This window comes from Paenibacillus sp. NPDC101420 (assembly GCF_050277435.1).
Lineage (GTDB): Bacteria > Bacillota > Bacilli > Paenibacillales > Paenibacillaceae > Paenibacillus_AQ.
This window is the reverse complement of the sequence record NZ_JBNNSE010000002.1, coordinates 205,524-222,675: the sequence shown is the minus strand read 5'-3', so window position 1 is coordinate 222,675 and position 17,152 is coordinate 205,524. Positions and strand designations below refer to the sequence as shown.

At 44.4% G+C, this 17,152-nt stretch carries 17 protein-coding genes and 1 pseudogene; 4 read left to right on the top strand and 14 right to left on the bottom strand.

Going from position 1 to position 17,152, the window contains the following annotated elements; translation table 11 throughout:
* Positions 1-27: 27 nt before the first annotated feature.
* The 3 genes from ACQKMP_RS09770 to ACQKMP_RS09760 form a co-directional block, all read right to left on the bottom strand.
* Complete coding sequence (locus tag ACQKMP_RS09770; RefSeq protein ID WP_427469305.1) at positions 28-1,026, bottom strand: sensor histidine kinase; 999 nt, start codon at positions 1,024-1,026, stop codon at positions 28-30.
* The gene (locus ACQKMP_RS09765; protein WP_283908475.1) at positions 1,023-1,724 is read right to left on the bottom strand and encodes a response regulator transcription factor; all 702 of its coding nucleotides are present in this window, start codon (positions 1,722-1,724) and stop codon (positions 1,023-1,025) included. Before ACQKMP_RS09765 ends, ACQKMP_RS09770 begins: the two co-directional genes overlap by 4 nt.
* Before the next feature lie 901 nt (positions 1,725-2,625).
* Complete coding sequence (locus ACQKMP_RS09760; protein ID WP_427469304.1) at positions 2,626-3,420, bottom strand: TIGR00266 family protein; 795 nt, start codon at positions 3,418-3,420, stop codon at positions 2,626-2,628.
* Between the two features lie 483 nt (positions 3,421-3,903).
* Between ACQKMP_RS09760 and ACQKMP_RS09755 the strand changes: the two genes are divergently transcribed.
* Positions 3,904-4,800, top strand: a complete 897-nt coding sequence (locus ACQKMP_RS09755; protein ID WP_042190591.1) for a rhodanese-related sulfurtransferase — start codon at positions 3,904-3,906, stop codon at positions 4,798-4,800.
* 258 nt (positions 4,801-5,058) lie between these two features.
* Here ACQKMP_RS09755 and ACQKMP_RS09750 read toward each other — a convergent pair whose 3' ends face one another.
* From ACQKMP_RS09750 to ACQKMP_RS09725, 6 genes and pseudogenes are all read right to left on the bottom strand, one after another.
* Positions 5,059-5,730, bottom strand: a complete 672-nt coding sequence (locus tag ACQKMP_RS09750) for a YitT family protein (protein ID WP_042190593.1) — start codon at positions 5,728-5,730, stop codon at positions 5,059-5,061.
* A 317-nt stretch (positions 5,731-6,047) separates the two neighbouring features.
* Positions 6,048-6,548 carry a Crp/Fnr family transcriptional regulator gene (locus ACQKMP_RS09745; protein WP_427469303.1) on the bottom strand — a complete coding sequence of 167 codons (501 nt, stop codon included), beginning with the start codon at positions 6,546-6,548 and terminating at the stop codon, positions 6,048-6,050.
* 274 nt (positions 6,549-6,822) lie between these two features.
* The gene (locus ACQKMP_RS09740) at positions 6,823-8,751 is read right to left on the bottom strand and encodes a PTS fructose transporter subunit IIABC (protein WP_427469302.1); all 1,929 of its coding nucleotides are present in this window, start codon (positions 8,749-8,751) and stop codon (positions 6,823-6,825) included.
* 38 nt (positions 8,752-8,789) lie between these two features.
* Positions 8,790-9,701, bottom strand: coding sequence for a 1-phosphofructokinase (gene pfkB / locus ACQKMP_RS09735; RefSeq protein WP_427469301.1), 912 nt, complete (start codon positions 9,699-9,701; stop codon positions 8,790-8,792).
* Between the two features lie 147 nt (positions 9,702-9,848).
* On the bottom strand, positions 9,849-10,436 hold the full coding sequence (locus ACQKMP_RS09730; RefSeq protein WP_341060304.1) for a DeoR family transcriptional regulator: 588 nt from the start codon (positions 10,434-10,436) through the stop codon (positions 9,849-9,851).
* 3 nt (positions 10,437-10,439) lie between these two features.
* Positions 10,440-10,622: pseudogene (locus tag ACQKMP_RS09725) on the bottom strand (DeoR family transcriptional regulator); the annotation flags it as partial.
* Between the two features lie 309 nt (positions 10,623-10,931).
* Here ACQKMP_RS09725 and ACQKMP_RS09720 point away from each other — a divergent pair.
* Both ACQKMP_RS09720 and ACQKMP_RS09715 read left to right on the top strand, forming a co-directional pair.
* Positions 10,932-11,222, top strand: coding sequence for a hypothetical protein (locus tag ACQKMP_RS09720; protein WP_042190603.1), 291 nt, complete (start codon positions 10,932-10,934; stop codon positions 11,220-11,222).
* A 198-nt stretch (positions 11,223-11,420) separates the two neighbouring features.
* Positions 11,421-12,530 (top strand): AI-2E family transporter, encoded by a 1,110-nt coding sequence (locus tag ACQKMP_RS09715; RefSeq protein WP_427469300.1) that lies wholly within the window; start codon positions 11,421-11,423, stop codon positions 12,528-12,530.
* A gap of 93 nt (positions 12,531-12,623) precedes the next feature.
* On the opposite strand, the gene ACQKMP_RS09710 is transcribed toward ACQKMP_RS09715, so the two are convergent.
* From ACQKMP_RS09710 to rnhA, 3 genes are read right to left on the bottom strand one after another with little or no spacing between them, the layout of a single operon-like run.
* Positions 12,624-13,028 carry a hypothetical protein gene (locus ACQKMP_RS09710; RefSeq protein ID WP_042190609.1) on the bottom strand — a complete coding sequence of 135 codons (405 nt, stop codon included), beginning with the start codon at positions 13,026-13,028 and terminating at the stop codon, positions 12,624-12,626.
* A gap of 31 nt (positions 13,029-13,059) precedes the next feature.
* Positions 13,060-13,728 (bottom strand): uracil-DNA glycosylase, encoded by a 669-nt coding sequence (gene ung, locus ACQKMP_RS09705; RefSeq protein WP_427469299.1) that lies wholly within the window; start codon positions 13,726-13,728, stop codon positions 13,060-13,062.
* A gap of 44 nt (positions 13,729-13,772) precedes the next feature.
* Positions 13,773-14,435: a ribonuclease H gene (rnhA, locus tag ACQKMP_RS09700; RefSeq protein WP_042190614.1), complete on the bottom strand. Its 663-nt coding sequence runs from the start codon at positions 14,433-14,435 to the stop codon at positions 13,773-13,775.
* Positions 14,436-14,745: 310 nt separating this feature from the next.
* Between rnhA and ACQKMP_RS09695 the strand changes: the two genes are divergently transcribed.
* Positions 14,746-15,318, top strand: a complete 573-nt coding sequence (locus ACQKMP_RS09695) for a hypothetical protein (RefSeq protein ID WP_042190616.1) — start codon at positions 14,746-14,748, stop codon at positions 15,316-15,318.
* Positions 15,319-15,374: 56 nt separating this feature from the next.
* Here the strand turns inward: ACQKMP_RS09695 and ACQKMP_RS09690 are convergent, their stop codons facing one another.
* Together ACQKMP_RS09690 and ACQKMP_RS09685 are read right to left on the bottom strand one after the other, a co-directional pair.
* Entirely contained in the window at positions 15,375-15,947 is a 573-nt protein-coding gene (locus tag ACQKMP_RS09690; protein ID WP_339797721.1) for a type 1 glutamine amidotransferase family protein, read from the bottom strand.
* Positions 15,948-17,060, bottom strand: coding sequence for a hypothetical protein (locus ACQKMP_RS09685; RefSeq protein ID WP_427469298.1), 1,113 nt, complete (start codon positions 17,058-17,060; stop codon positions 15,948-15,950).
* Positions 17,061-17,152 lie beyond the last annotated feature (92 nt).

Below are 17,152 nucleotides of genomic sequence, written 5' to 3'. Positions count from 1 at the left end.
TTGCCATTTCTCTAACTTACAATGACCTTACATATTTGTAAGGTAGGACTCCCTAAACACTATCCGCACGGTCGTGCCCTTACCTTCTTCTGAGCAAATGCTCACCTCGTGACCCAGCTTGCCGCAGATCTGTTTCACAAGATATAGACCCATCCCCGTGGATTCTTGAAAGGTTCGTCCATTCACACCTGTAAAATAAGGATCAAACACACGCGGCAGATCACCTGCTGGTATGCCAACTCCTTCATCTCGTATCTCCAGTACAGCTCTTTTTTCCTCTTGTATGTACCCATGAAAATATACATGCTTGCCGACTTCCGTCGTATAACGGATTGCATTCGTAATGATCTGCGTAAGCACAAAACTTAGCCACTTTTCGTCTGTGGTTACGGCAATTCGCTCATCTATTTTAATAGTAGGAAATATTCGGTTACGTATGAACAGACGCTTCTGCTCTGAGGTCACGCCACGTACGAGGGTTTCCAACTCCAAACGTTCCACGTAAAAATCATGCTCAAAAGTATCTAGCCGAGCCGTATAAAGTACGGTGTCCAGTCCTTTTTTCAGACGATCGAGTTCATCTCCTATCGCCGTAAAAGGCGGTCCGTCCTTATCTTGAATCATTAAATGGATGACAGACAATGGTGTCTTCATCCCATGTACCCACTGATTAATAAAGTGAATATGTTCTTCCAGCTTGTGGCGGTAGCTATGTAAATCATTTTTGTAGAGTCGGAATTGTGACCCTAGTAGACCTCGCAAACTCACGGCAAGTGGAGAATCCTGTGAAGGGCCACCCGCTTCATCTAGAGAGGAAGGTACAGTTTCCAGTCGTTCATAGAACGTACGATTGCTGATATACCGATAAGCGAGGTAGCCAAGCAGCAGACAGGTACTGAGAAGAGCAGCGTACAGACTTACGCTCACACCACTGCCCCCATCCAGCCGATATACTAGTGTGATCAAGATGAGCTGTGCTAGATAGACAACAATTAAAGGGATCTGCTCCCTTAAAAATAGCTTCACTCCTCATCCCCCCAATTCGGAATCAAGCGATAGCCTTGACCTCGAACGGTTTGTAGACCGTCCGTAATCTCAAGAGCGGCAAGCTTTTTACGCACACGAGTGACATAGACATTAAGTGTATTCTCATCCACGAAGGCTTGATCATCCCAGATTTTTTCGAGCAGTCTGTCGCGGGTAACGATAGTTCCCGACTTTTGCATCAGCTCATCTAGAATCTTGGCTTCTGTGTGACTTAAGTCCACTTTGGTTTCTCCTCTAGTAAGGATTAGTCGCTCCACATCCAGCGTCATTCCGGCAACGGTCAGGGTTCGCTCATTGTTGCTTCCCGCATAGGTGCCGTACGCGCGTCGTAGCTGGCTTTTGATTTTGGCCATCGCAATTTCATAATCAAAAGGCTTCGTAATATAATCGTCAGCCCCGTTCTCCAGCGCCATCACTTGATCCATTTTGCCATCGCGGGCAGATATAAAAAGGATAGGGCAGGTGGAAATCCCACGAATCTGGCGGCACCAGTAATACCCATCGTATTTTGGTAAATTAACATCTAAAAGAACCAGGTGCGGAGCGAACGTCTCAAACTGAGCACGAACCCGCTCAAAATCATTCACAGCCTGTGTTTCATATCCAAACTTATGTAAATAATCCTGCAGCAGAGCCACCAGTCCACGGTCATCTTCTATAATAAATATTTTGAACATATCATGCCTCCGGTCACAGCCTTAACATTATAGTACGTGTTCAAAAAGTACGGTTTTCAGCACCGAGAAGATTGGATGAAGGTAGAAACTGAGGAGCGGAGCGTAGTGGAAGCTACGTGAGCACCGGAAGTTTCGCCTGAATTCAATATTCGATATCGAATAATCTTCTTGGAATACTTCGTGATCAAAAGCGGACTTTTTGAACAACCTCTTATAAGGGCTTTGCCAAATAATATATACATCGCGGACAGGGTTAGTCAAATTGTTAAGGGGATTGAGCGATAGATCATCAGCGTAAAGCTAGGCAGGTCGCCAAGCGTAACGTGAGGCAGATATATAATGGTTATGAATTAAACTATCCCAAGCCCAACCTCTAAAAAAAGACCCGTGAATGAGCATAATCATTCACGGGTCTCACTATATAGTTAGTTGCAGATACAGTAGCGGTGGACATCACAGAGTCGATAATACAAACGTCGAATGTTGATATCACATCGAACATAAGTAACCAATGTTTTGCTGAAGCAATTAGAATTGGATCCAGCTATTTCTACGGGATTTATACCGTTCTTTTGGCTGGATTCGCTCAATCCGTGCAAATCTAGGGCATTTTTACCCCTCTTTCGCCCCATTTGGGCCAATTCCCAGAAATCTAGGGTATTTTTACCCCTCTTTCGCCCCATTTGGGCCAATTCCCAGAAATCTAGGGTATTTTTACCCCTCTTTCGCTCCATTTGGGCCAATTCCCAGAAATCTAGGGCATTTTTGCCCCTCTTTCGCTCTATTCGGGCCAACACGCACAAGACAAGGGTACTTCTGCCCTTGTCTCCCCCTAATAAGCCCACTCCCTAAAACCGCTCATTCTTTGCCTCGAAAGTTCTACCCTCAACCTCGCCAAAGCCTATCTGCCATCCAGCAGATTGCCGAGTCCCCCAAGTACGCTGCCTTCTTCTTTGCGTCCGCTGTTACCAGCTGCGGACAGAATGCGGTCAGCCATACGGCTGAACGGCAGTGACTGCACCCACACCTTGCCGGGTCCGCGCAGCGTGGCGAAGAACAGGCCCTCGCCGCCGAATAGGGCGGTTTTGACACCTTTTACATATTCAATATTATAATCCACGGAAGACGTCATAGCGACAAGACAACCTGTGTCCAGCTTGAGCGTCTCTCCCGGCTGCAGTGTGCGTTCCATAACGTAGCCGCCAGAGTGTACGAATGCAAGACCGTCGCCCTCCAGCTTTTGCATAATAAAGCCTTCTCCACCAAAAAATCCGGTGCCCAGCTTGCGCTGAAATTCAATACCGATCGAGACGCCCTTCGCCGCACAGAGGAATGAATCCTTTTGACAGATCACTTTTCCAGCATATTGCTGAAGATCGAGCGGGATGATTTTCCCTGGATATGGAGCAGCAAAGGTGACACTTTTTCGTCCATAAGAACCGCTGTGTGTGAATACGGTCATGAACAAGCTTTCTCCTGTCAACAGACGCTTGCCCGCACCCATCAGCTTACCCATCAGTCCGCTTCCGCGCGTCCCCCCACTACCATCACCAAAGATCGTCTCCATCGTAATTTCCTGATCCATCATCATGAAGCTTCCAGCTTCGGCAATTACACTCTCTCCGGGGTCAAGCTGCACCTCCACACACTGAATTTCCTCGCCCATAATGACATAATCAATCTCGTGAGCACTCATCCCGCAGTTCCTCCTTATTATTAAAGTCACCATGTGACTCTTCGAATGAAAATTAATACGCGCGTTGTGATTCACGGTTTCGCCAATCATAACTATCCATGTTATTCGCCTATATCCAGCAAAAAAAGTCAACCAACATTCTGGCTGACCTTAATCGTAGTATCCCCGAAAAATGCAGGTTATCCCAGCCGACAAAACGACTACATCCAACAGGATGAATACAGTACCTACTTTGACTCCTACATCCACTGATCAGCAGCGACAAAATACCGTCTTATCCACTCGCGCCGCCACTTCGCAGACTAATCCCCCATAGGTATGATGATTCAGACATATTCATTGCGCTGTTTTTCTTACTAATATCCAAGTTTCAACCATTACCCAATCAAGAGTATCTTTTTCAAGTCTTGATAATATGTTACAATACTTTTTATACTTAAACGTTTATTTAGTAGTCTAATTCTAATGATAAAGGTGAAAAGAATGAAACCACAATCGGAATATGCAATTCTGCTATACTATAAATTTGTAAAAGTGCCTGATGCCGAACAATTCGCTCAGGAGCATTTGGCTTACTGCAAAGAGCTTGACGTAAAGGGACGAATTCTCATCTCAGATGAGGGCATTAACGGGACACTGTCCGGTACGATTGCCCAAACCGAGCAATACATGAAGGATTTGCGCGCAAATCCGCTGTTTAGCGATATCGTCTTCAAGATCGATGAGGCTGATGGTCATGCCTTCAAAAAGATCTTCGTTCGTTATAAAAAGGAACTCGTGACGTTCCGGGTCGAGGATGAACTGGACCCTAACGTGATCACCGGAGAGCATCTGGCGCCTAAAGATTTCTATGAAATGATGCAGCGCGATGATGTGGTAATTCTGGATGGTCGTACCGGCTACGAATTCGATCTTGGTCATTTCCGCGGTTCCATCCGCCCTGAAGTAGACAGCTTCAAAGAATTCCCGGACTGGATTCGCGAGAATATGAGCGAGCTAAAAGATAAACCAATTCTAACCTACTGTACAGGTGGAATCCGCTGCGAGAAATTAAGCGGGTTTATGATGAAGGAAGGCTTCCAGCAGGTGTACCAGCTGGATGGCGGCATTGTGACTTATGGTAAAGACCCTGAGGTACAGGGAGAACTGTTCGATGGAAAATGTTATGTCTTCGATGAGCGGATCTCCGTACAGATTAATCATACCGACGGGGATATCATTGTCGGACGTTGCCATCACTGCGGTCAGCCAGCTGACCAATTCATCAACTGCGCCAACGATGCTTGCCATCTTCAGCATATTTGCTGTGAGGACTGTGAAGCACAGCACAGTGGTCATTGCTCGGACGAATGCGAAGCTATCACGAATGCGGTGGGCTAAATAAAAGGGCAAGCTGGTCGCAAATTTCTCTACACGATTCAAAGACGAGCACAAGAGAGTCTTAAATTAACTAAAAGGTGGCGCACAGGATTTTCACTGTACGCCACCTTTTGTTATGAGCGAAACGTCCAAGCAACGCCCCTGAGATCTTCAACCCTTTTAATTACGTCACTTATCCAACAAAAAAAAGTCAACCAGAAATTCTGGCTGACCTTAAATGTAGTATATCCCCGAAATAAGCTGTTTATACAGCCTTATTCACATTACCGTACCATCATGCGGTTTACGCAGCGTAGACTGAATCTTTGGCGCCTTCACTAACTTTGGTTTGCCTAAAGAGGTTGTAAAGGTGATCACATAACCTGCGACAACTACCGCCATCACCGTATACATCGTTTCTCTAACAGGCATATAAAAGAGTGATAATGCCAGAACGACTACGTCCAACATGATGAATACTGTACCTACTTTAATTCCCTTCCATTCACTGATCAGCAGCGACAAAATATCGTCTCCACCACTTGCGCCGCCGCTTCGCAGAATAATTCCCGCGCCTAAACCTGTCAGTACGCCAGACAAAAGGGCTGCTAATGCCAAGTTGCCCTGCAAGTTGATGACCAAACCGGAATAACGTTCCATGAGTCCGTAAAAGATTGTAAAAGCTCCTACAGAAACAAAGGTGTTACACACGAACGCTTTCCCTTTGAACATCCATGCAATCAAGAGTACTGGAACGTCTAGAAGCAGAGTTGAAATTGAAGGTGAAATTCCTAATACATATTTGCCGAGTAGCGATAATCCTACGAATCCGCCCTCAGACAAATGGTTCTGAAAATTGATGTGATAATAAGCAAATGCAAGCAAAAATGTTCCAAACAAAATGACTGTCAACCGGAGCAGTACATTCACTCCGTAATTGTGGTTCCTCATACAGGTCTCCCCTTATCGTATATGGCGGCTAAACGTCCCACCAACCTCTACGACGGGTAAAACCGGAGGTATTGCTCCTTCGCATATATATACTCCTTCCCCTCGCAGAGGCGGTTCGTCGAGTAACAACGGTTCACGCACCTTCTACAGGGAAGCTAAGTATAAGACAGATCATAACGTTTCCAAATCGTCCTTTGGGGAATCGTCCTTCGGGGACACATGGTATCCTGATCCTTTCTGTAATTTAATAAGTTCTGAATACATTATACCACGGAGATCCCCTACTCTAAACACTTCGTTATAAAAATAGGCAGGAATCACTCCACGGTACGCAACAAACGATTGACTGTTTCGCGTCTCACACCGATCAATTGTCCAATTTCTTCCTGTGTCAAAAGCTCTGTTAGCGCTGCGCCATGAGAGTAGTCATTGAACCAACGGGTTAAGAGCTCCATACGTTCTGCGGGTGTTCCAACAGTAAGGTGATCTAGCCGAGTCTGCATAAACCTTACCTTCTCCTGAAGAAGGATAGCGATCTCCATCGCTCGACCTTGCTCATCCCGTACCTGTTGATACCATTCCGCTGAAGGAACTGCCTCCACCTCGCTCTTCATCATCGCAACCGCTGTTCCATGCGCCTCCTTTGGCGAAATGAGTGAATGATGGGGAACCATCTCACCAGGATACAAGATGTTGAACAACACCATGTTCCCATTTTCATGAAGCCTTGTTACCTTGAACAGCCCATTTTTCACCTTATATAAGAATTCGCAGCTGTCCCCTTGACGGAACAAGACTTCCCCCTTGTGCAGTATCATCTCGCTCGCTCCTTTGCCCTCTTGTTATATATATTTTCAATTATACAAAAATAAACCTCAATGAAGGAGATTATTCTCGCAAGGGTTGAGGGGCATACGTGGTCAAAGTTTAGGTAAGAAGAACGCCTTCGGCTTCCTCTTAGGGACGATGATCTTTTCTGCGAAAAATAGAAGAATAGTTTTTAGCGTAAGTATAAAAATTCTTATATTTCAAAAAAACTGCCGAGCACCAGAAGAAGCGTCTGGCACCCAGCAGTTCAAATTATTTATTTTATTACTTTGCCTCAAGAGGTTTCTTCCATAATCCGAGCATTAATCCGGAAATAACAGATCCGATCAGAACGGCCAATAGGAACAACAACGCATGACTCGAAAGCGCGGCTACAAAGATCCCACCATGCGGTGCTGGAACGTTGATATTCCAAAACTGAGTGAGACCACCAGCTACAGCTGAACCTAGGATACAAGAAGTCAGGACACGCAGTGGATCGGCAGCGGCGAATGGAATCGCCCCTTCTGTAATGAACGATAAGCCCAATACATAGTTTGTTAACCCTGATTTACGTTCTGATTCTGTAAATTTGTTCTTGAAGAAGGTAGTAGCCAGCGCTATTGCAAGTGGAGGAACCATACCGCCTGCCATTACAGCCGCCATCATGAATCCGTTAGTATTTCCACTGGTAGTGAATACCCCGATGGCAAAAGTGTAGGCCGCTTTATTGAAAGGACCTCCCATATCAATAGCCATCATTCCACCGAGAACGAGACCCAGAATTACTGCATTAACGGTTCCAAGATCGTTAAGCCAATTAATGAGTCCTACGTTCATCCAGCTAAAGATCGGATCGAACAGGTAATACATCAATCCACCGGTTATCAATAGACCAAATACCGGATATAACAGAATCGGCTTTAATCCGTCGAGCGTTTTTGGCAGACCTGCAAACAGTTTGCGCAGACCGATAACAACATAACCAGCCAAGAAACCTGCAGCCAGACCGCCGAGGAATCCAGCGTTGGAATTCAAGGCCATGTAACCGCCAACCATACCTGGCATCAGGGCTGGACGGTCACCAATACTAATCGCAATAAATCCAGCAAGAACCGGAATTAGGAAATGGAAGGCACCATCACCGCCACCAATCGTCTGCAGCAGTTGGAACAGAGGGTGATTCTCTCCACCGACTTGTTCAATCAGGAAGGAGATCGCCAGCAGAATACCACCGCCGACTACAAACGGCAACATGTGGGAGATACCGTTCATTAAGTCCTTGTATATTTTACTCCCGATACTGCCGGACTTCTCTTTCGACTCTCCTTCATTACCACTACGACCTTCATTATGGTAAATCGGTGCATCGCCGTTCATTGCTTTGCGAATGAGCTCTTCCGATTTGCGAATACCGTCACTAACCGGTCTTTGCAGTACTGGCTTACCATCAAAACGGGCCATTTCCACTTGTTTATCCGCTGCCACAATTACACCACTTGCACGCCGAATCTCGTCGGGTGTTAAGACATTTTTGGCACCTTCTGAACCATTTGTCTCTACACGGATATTAACTCCCATTTCCAGAGCCTTCTTCTTGAGCGCATCTTCAGCCATAAAGGTATGCGCAATTCCAGTAGGACAAGCAGTAACAGCTACGACGAATGCTTGGGAATCCGGGTTGCCGACGATTAGCTTTTCAGGTTCTGACTTCTTGACAGCTTCAGCAGCTTCGCTCTCTTTCTCCTTGGCTTCTCCTTCCGCCTGCTTCGCATCGAACAAGGCGGATACCTCATCTGGAGTTCGGTTATTCATCAGCTGTTCAATGAATTCACTATCGATCAACAGTCTGGACAGCGAGGCCAATGTTCGAAGATGCATGTTGCCCGCTCCTTCTGGGGCGGCAATCATAAAGAAGATCCGAGCCGGCTCATCATCAAGCGATTCGAATTCCACGCCCGTCGCACTCTTGGCAAACACAACGGTCGCTTCATTCACCGCTTTAGTCTTGGCATGTGGCATTGCGATACCGCCACCAATCCCAGTACTGGACTGCTCTTCACGCTTGAGGATCATCTCTTTAAATAGAACAGGATCATTGATACGACCACTTGCGGCAAGACTGGCAATCAATTCATCAATTGCACCTTCCTTAGTGGTTGCTTTTAAATCCATAATCATTGTATCTTTTATCATCAAATCCGTAATTCTCATATCTTCCAACTCCCTTGAGTACTTTGAATGCTGTTAGCTTACACTTCTGAGATGTTGATCAGCGGTCTCAGCTGCTCAATGAATGCTCTATCTGCCAGGTCATCAGAGAAAGCTGTTGCGCTACCTGAGGCAACACCTGCACGGAAAGCTTCCATTAAATCTCCAGTCAAAGAAAATGTGCCAACGAATCCAGCGATCATAGAATCGCCTGCGCCTACAGAATTTTTTACTGCTCCTTTTGGAGCATTGGCGTGGTATACCCCCTGTTCCGTAATGAACAAGGCACCTTCACCAGCCATTGAAACTAACACATGCTTCGCGCCAGCTTCGAGCAGCTTGCGGCCATAAGTAATAATTTCTTCCTTAGTCTGTATCGTAACGCCGAATAGCTCTGCAAGCTCATGATGATTAGGCTTAACGAGCAACGGCTGATAAGGGAGTGCCTTTTTCAGCGCTGAACCTGTAGTATCAATGACAAATTCGGCCCCTCTTTGCTTGCATACAGATATCAACTTGTCATAGAAATCAGCACCCAGTGAAGGAGGAACACTTCCGGACAATATCACAACATCGCCTGCATTCAGAACAGCCATCTTCTGTAATAATGCCTCTGCCTCCGTATCTCGGATGATGGGTCCTGCACCATTAATCTCCGTTTCCTCTCCATGCTTAAGCTTGATATTAATTCGGGTATCATCAGAAACAAATACGAAATCACTTGAAATCGACTCTTTCCGCAACCATTCCTCAATATATCGTCCAGTGAATCCACCAAGGAAGCCTATAGCTTTATTCTGAACCTCAAGTTGATTTAACACGCGTGATACGTTGATCCCTTTACCTCCAGGAAGCTTCAAATCACGTTTCATCCGGTTTAAGCCACCTAGTCTCAAATCTTCAACTTCCACGATGTAATCGATGGAAGGATTAAGCGTTACTGTATAGATCATAATTATCCCTCAATTATTTTGGTTTTCTAAGCCATAGATTACCGGCTAAACATGCGGCAAATGTAATTTCTCCAAACGATCTTACAATGATTCCATACCACTCAAATTAAGACATTTTCTAACCGTAGAACATCCTCCACCTAAAGGTCATACCAGCGAGAAATCTACGCCCATTTGCGTAATCTCACGGATGAACTTATCTGACGCACCAGAATCAATAATGCAGTGATCCATTTCCGTCACGTCGGCAACCTTACAGAAGGATACTTGACCGAGCTTGCTATGATCAGCCAGAAGAATTACTTGCTTCGCAACCGAGATCATCTTACGTTTGGTCGCTGCTTCAAGCATATTAGGTGTAGTGATTCCTTCTCGTAAGTCTAATCCGTTGGTTGCAAGAAAGGTTTTATCAACTCTTACCATCTCTAAAGAGCGCTCTGTCATCGGTCCTACAAAAGCCAATGTATCCGGCCGCAACATTCCGCCTGTAATCGAGACTTCTATATTGCGACAATCCCGCAGTTCATTAAGCGCCATAATCGAATTCGTAATGACTTTGATATTAGAAAAAGCCCTCAGCTCTTTGGCAATCTGTAGCGTTGTGGTTCCAGCATCCAGCAGAATAGCATCGCCTTCCTGAATCATCTCTACAGCCTTGCGTGCTATCCTCTGCTTCTCATCCAACAATCGATCTTCCTTATCTGGATAAGTCGCCTCAAAGTTAACGCTCTGCAGGGAAACTGCCCCGCCGTGCGTTCGTTTCAGCAACTTGGCTTCTTCAAGCTCTTTCAGGTCACGGCGCACAGTAGACTCAGACACGCCCAGTTCCTGACTTAGCTCCTGTACCGAAGCTCTTGAATTCTTTTCCACAAAAAGCACGATTCTTTGTTTTCTCTCTTCCTCAAACAACATCGTGGTTCGCTCCTTTAAGTTACAGTGCTATCCCATTTATTAAATGCGCTTATCTTTGGAAATCCATGACCATTATTTGATTATATCTGACTGTTATTGATCATTTGTGCTCGTTTATGATTTTAACAGCGTTTTCATCATCTGTAAAGCGCTTTAACATTAAAAATCATACTCCGGCAAAATGTAATAAATGGAATGATTTCATGCTTCGCTCAAGGTGAAACAGGCCCATAAGAAAATTACATACCAATTGCCTATCTCCTCACTGGTGTTTAAAACATATTAATACTACATATAGGAAAAAGCGGGTGATCAGAAATGGCCAACGGAAGAAACAACAAAAAAATGGGCGGTAACAGCAACGCTAAGAGTAACGGAAATAGTAATGGAAAAAACAACGGGAACGGTAATAGTGAGGAAACAGCAGAATTAAGTGCTGAAGATTATGAAATCATTGCTGCCGCACTGGCCACTTTAGGGGAATTTTTTGCTTTTTTATCTCTCGTCAAGGCAAGACAAGTTACGAAGGAAACCGGAGGCGAGATTGAAGTACCAGAAATATTCACCCTTTCCACGAAGAAGAAACCTTATAGACGGAAGTTAAGATGATCCACAAAGCCCCCGAGTGATTTATATGATGATGTACAGTTATGTGTTGTGAACAACTTACTTGGCGTAGCCTCAGTCATTGGGTCATCCTCCACGGATATGCCAAGAACTACCTATAGGAGAGTAATCCATTCTTTTGAATCAAGTCATGTGAATTAGGGTTATTAAACTACATAGATTATATTTTGAACTTGGGGGATGTTCCTATTGCAACAACAGAAGTATTTTCGGACAAGTCTTGCTATTATCGCTTTTTTACTTATTTTGTACTTGGGCTCCAAAGTAATGTTTCTATTCGCACCACTGGCTGCCATTATCAGATTATTACTCGTTCCCATGGTACTATCAGGTTTCATGTACTACTTATTACGACCGTTAGTAAGAGTTCTTGAGAAAAAAAAATTAAACCGGGCGTTCTCCATACTGCTCATTTATTTCTTATTTGCCGGTTTGTTTATTCTCTTCTGGGTTCTAGTCTGGCCGACACTGCAAGAACAAATTCAGAACTTTATTGATAACACGCCTTACCTTGTTCAGGGATTACAGGATCAGTTCAATACATTAAGGGATAATCCGACACTCTCACGCTTTTTCCAAGGGGACTCCGACATAGCTGCCCGTATATCAGAATATCTTAGCGAGGCTATTACTTGGGTAACCAATTCGATGTCCAATTTGATCGGCGTAGTTTCCAGCATTGTTATTCTAATCGCTACCTTGCCCATCATTTTGTATTACATGCTAAAAGATGACTATAAGCTGTCACCAAAACTACAAAGCTTAATCCCTAGAAAGTACCGTAAAGAAGGCAAAGAAATGTTCGGGGATATCGACAGCGCATTGAGCAGTTTCATCGTCACACGTGTGGTGCTAAACGTCGTACTCGGTATTATGTTGTATATCGGTTTCCTTATCATCGGATTGCCTTATTCACTGCTGCTCGCAGTAATTTCAGTACCGCTCAATTTCATTCCTTATGTGGGTTCTTTCCTTGCGGGAGTACCGGTAGTTATTGTTGGATTCATTGAATCACCCACGATGGCAATATGGTCGCTGGTCGTCATATTCATTGCACAGCAAATCCAAGATAATGTACTCTCACCGATCATTTACGGCAAATCATTAGATGTGCATCCTCTGACCACGGTCCTTCTTGTTCTTATAGGTGGGGATTTCTACGGTATTATTGGTGTGCTTATTGCGCTGCCCGTCTACATGATTGCCAAAATTATTTTTCTGCGAGTGTATGAGATTATTGTTGCAGATCGAGAGGAAGAGGCTGAGCCTCTCAAGCATGAGAATCTATAGCACTTACGAACTGAATGAGGTTCCATAAATAAAAAAAGGTACGTCTCCAATTGGAGATGTACCTTTTCGTGCTTCTTTATAGGATTACTGAAATTAACCTCGCAAAGAACGAACTACAAATATATGATTGCCTTTCATAAGGTTCTGTCCATCCTGAAGTGTAACTGAACCTTTGGTATGCGAAATGATGGTCGTATTCAGAGCAATCAGCCGATCTTCTTTCCAAACACTTACAGCCGATTTAAAATATACTGCATTATCAAATTGCTGCCGTTCCCTCATCACATAACCCACAGAATGCAAGACTGGAGGCAGTGCTCTTTCTCTAGGAGCCAAAGCTTTAATGACCACAATATCCCGAAATGGCACAGCAATTTCCTGATGACCGATGACCGCTACAGAAGCGGAAAGATCCCATTTGCGAAGAATGCCTTTCATGATCGTGTAAGGTTCGTCCCCGCAGTACATGATAACCGGTTTACCAACCCAATGCTTCATTGCTCCCTCCCCCTTCCCAACATCCCATTAGTTATATGTCCGAAATGAACCAATCGATTCCTTTCATTCCCTTCGACTCCAAAAACTGATTGACCTTCGAAAAAGGACGGCTACCAAAGAATCCACGATACGACGAGAGCGGACTCGGATGTGGAGACTGAATAACCTCATGACGACTTTGGTCTATGAAGGCACCCTTTTTCTGTGAATGACTTCCCCATAAAATAAACACCATCGGCGTAGTTCTTTCATTTAACTTCTTCATTATAGTGTCTGTGAATGTCTCCCAGCCTAGACCTTTATGAGAATTCGGCTCTCCCTCACGTACCGTTAGTACCGAGTTGAGCATAAGCACTCCCTGTTCTGCCCATCGCAGTAAGGATCCGTGATTTGGAATTGGTACACCGATATCCTCCGATAGCTCCGTATATATATTACGCAGTGAAGGCGGTATACGCACCCCCGGATTTACCGAGAAGCTTAAACCTTGTGCTTGTCCCGCTCCATGGTATGGGTCCTGTCCCAAAATAACAACCCTTGTCTCACTATAAGGTGTATGCTTTAACGCCGTGAACAGTAATTCTTTTGGCGGATAGACTGTATGTTCCTTATATTCACTTTCCAGATTAGCCATTAGCTCCAGAAAATAGGGCTTTTGCATTTCATCCTGTAATATCTCATCCCAATCGTTGCCGAACATCCCCAATTCTCCTCCTCTAGCCGAAACCCAGAACCTTACTCTAACTATTTCCGACCATAATCTGCTTTAATTTCGCCCCACTCTTTAGTCTGCCACTTAAGCACTTTATTGTCATATGTATTGGTTTGCAACCAACGTTCTGCCCGATCAATAAGTACCCATATTTCCTCTGTTGAAGCATCACGTGGCAAGGTTGTAGCAACCTTTTTCTGCTTTACCCACTTCATTGCATTCACAGAGTCACTGTAGACCGTTTTAGTGCTTCCTTCTTTCTTCAGGAGCGCCAAGGCATGCACAATCGCTAAAAACTCACCTAAATTATTAGTGCCCTTCTTGATCGGCCCACAAGAGAAGATAATATCTCCGGTTTGCGTATCCACACCCTTATATTCGACGGGACCCGGATTGCCACGAGTTCCTACATCCACAGAAATGCTGTTGTAATCGATCTCCGCTGAGGTTTCCACTGTAGCACTTCGTTTAAAAGAACTTGTCCCCTTAGACTTAGCCGCACCGGATGCTGATGACCCTGTTCCCCAATTACCTTTCCAGCCCGCTGTGTATGCCGCATCTGCCGCCGCTTTAGATTCATACGATTTATATTTGGCTCCGGTATAGTGATCGGTCTGCGCCTGGCATTCCGCCCAAGTGCTATAGACTCCCGGCTGCTTGCCTTCCCATACTACATAATATTTCTGTTTAGCCATTGGTACAGCTCCTTTTTTCACCTTAACTTATTGTAATCCAAAATGCTTCTTCATCAAAAGAAGAATGTTATTTTTCGTGAATTCCTTCGAATAATTCATATTTTCCAGGTCATACTATACGCCAGAGATGTCCAGGCCTATATTACCATTTGTAGAATGATCGGTAAATATTATTGTGTACTCAAGCAGAAAAGTCTTCATCGTCTCTCAAGGACGGTAAGCGTTTGTGCTTACACCACATTAATACTAACTAATCAGTCTATATTAAGCTCGAAGGATATCAGTACAATTACTTAGGGAGGTTATACAGATGAGAAAGATAGCAAGCGTAGCCGCAGTATTTGCAATTGTGCTGTTGGTCGGATGCGGAAACTCAACCAATAACAACGCCAACGTTACCCCTACCGCCACTACTACACCTGGTAACACCAATAACGCTGGCAACACTAATAACACCACTGATGCTGTAACCTCAGCGTCGGTAGTGGATAATGAAGAGGCCTTTAAAAAGGCAATCAGTGCGGACGGTACTTGGATTGCTGCTACGCTGAAAGACTTAACCTTCACCGAGGATCTCGTGCTGGACGGACAATTCACGAATAAAGATGAACCTGCTCGAAAAATCGCTCTCTACACACAAGATGCAGAGCACAATATTACTAACTCCTATAAACTAACTGCACCAAAACTTACGATCAAAAGTAAAAACGCCCGTATTCAAGGCGGCACATTTATTGGTGATGTATACGTCGAAGCAGATGGCTTCAGTTTAGTAAATGCAACGGTTGAAGGGAATGTTTACTTCGCAGATGCTAAGTATCAATCCACCTTCGATACCTCGGATCAAGGAAAAGTAACGGGTGTTACAGAAGTGAAAAAATAAGTAAAAAGGTGCTCTCAAGTCGATAAGACCTGAGAACACCTTTTTTCATGACTTCATTATTCTTGATAAAACCCATTTTTGAAAAAGGTATACCATCCATCGATTTGTTCTAATGGCATAACCTTTAACTTCTTCAAGACTTCCCTTGTAAATTCCAAAGAAGCCGTACCATTAGCAGTAATGATATTGTCACTCGAAACGGTCTGTTTTTCTAAAAAATTTGCGTGTCCTTTATAATTAGGAGCGAACTCTTTTAAGTAATCTAATGAATTTCCAGTGTGAGGAATCTCATCTAAATAGCCATGTTCTGCCAAAAAGGTTGATGCGTCACATATAGCCGCTATAGGAGTTCTATTCTGAATACAACTTTCAATCACTGGAGTAATCGCTGAATTATCTTTCCAGCCTGTACCCCCAATTAAAATTAACATTTCAAACTGGGCGGGTAAACTATCTATAGTATAGTCTGGAATAACAGTAAATCCGCCCATAGATTGTACATTGTCGCTATTTAAAGAAACTGTCTTAACTTTGTATTCACTTTCTGGCTTGTTTAGTTCGGCACTTATATAGCCAGCTTCCCAATCTGCATATCCATTAGAAATAAAAATCAATACTTCTTTTTTCATTTACTGATCCCCCTCAAGTTTCAACAACGTATCTGCAACTTCCCGCCCGTTAACCAACAGGACAATCCGATGTTCCCCGGGATAATGACGACGAGTGGTTAAATCCGCCCAGCGATGCGTCCGTTTGCCTGACAGAAATGTACCCCCAGGTACTGTTTTATCCGATAGTAAGAAAGATTTACGAGAGGTTCGACCTGTAGCCTTCACGAAATAGATGCCATATTCTATTCGAACACGGGCAGGAGTTCCTTCACAAACTTGAAGTTCGTATTGTAATTCAGAGTTTTCTCCAATTCGCAATTGGGTAGGATCAATCGTTATAGAAGCACTCGTTATGAGTGGTGTTGCTTCGTCTGCTTGCTCCGCATATCCGAATAAAGCCATAATCTCCGGATTAGCTTTACGGATTAAAGAACGACAACCATGCCGCACAATCCAGTCTGTGAGGGGATCTATACCTATCCAGCGGCGAGCTGTCTCAAGTACCACCTCAGGGTGATCCTTAGCAATATCGTTCAGATTGTTAGCCACGCTTTTGCGCACATATAAGGAGGAATCCTTCTTCAGTTGCTCAAGTACAGGTAACACAGGGGCTGGATCTACCTTAAACATGGGGAGCGCCTGTCCCCATGGTAGACGAGGGCGACAACCCTCACTTGCTAATCGTCGCACATGCTCATCGGGGTGCTTCGACCATACTAGCATTTGCGCCATCATCCGCTCCGGTTCACGCAAGAGAAACGGTCTAACCGCAAACTCTGCTGATGATTTCGGTGTGAACCTTTCCAGCGCCAGCATAGACAACTCCCAATGCTCAGCCCCTTGACCAAATACCTCTACAAAATCTGGAAAGATCAAGTATGGAAATCCCACACAATCCTCAGTAATAGCGAACAGAATCGCCAGCGCTTCCTCATAAGGAAGCTGTAAATGACTTCCCAGTGTCTCCGTAATCCGCCGCATCCTTGCCTTCAGTTCGAGCGTATCCCAAGGTTCCGCCATAGCCGAAATTACAAATGCATCAGTGTCGAAAACACTATGTACACTGCGAATCTTTTCGCCAAAACCATGCAGAAATTGTTCATTGTACATCGCTTTTAAAGGTTCAGCCATTGTGTATCCCTCATTTTCTTCTATAAATCATCAGAAGTTAATCTGTTATGAAATCGTAGCACACCCAATTTGACAACAGTGTGTCAACTTCG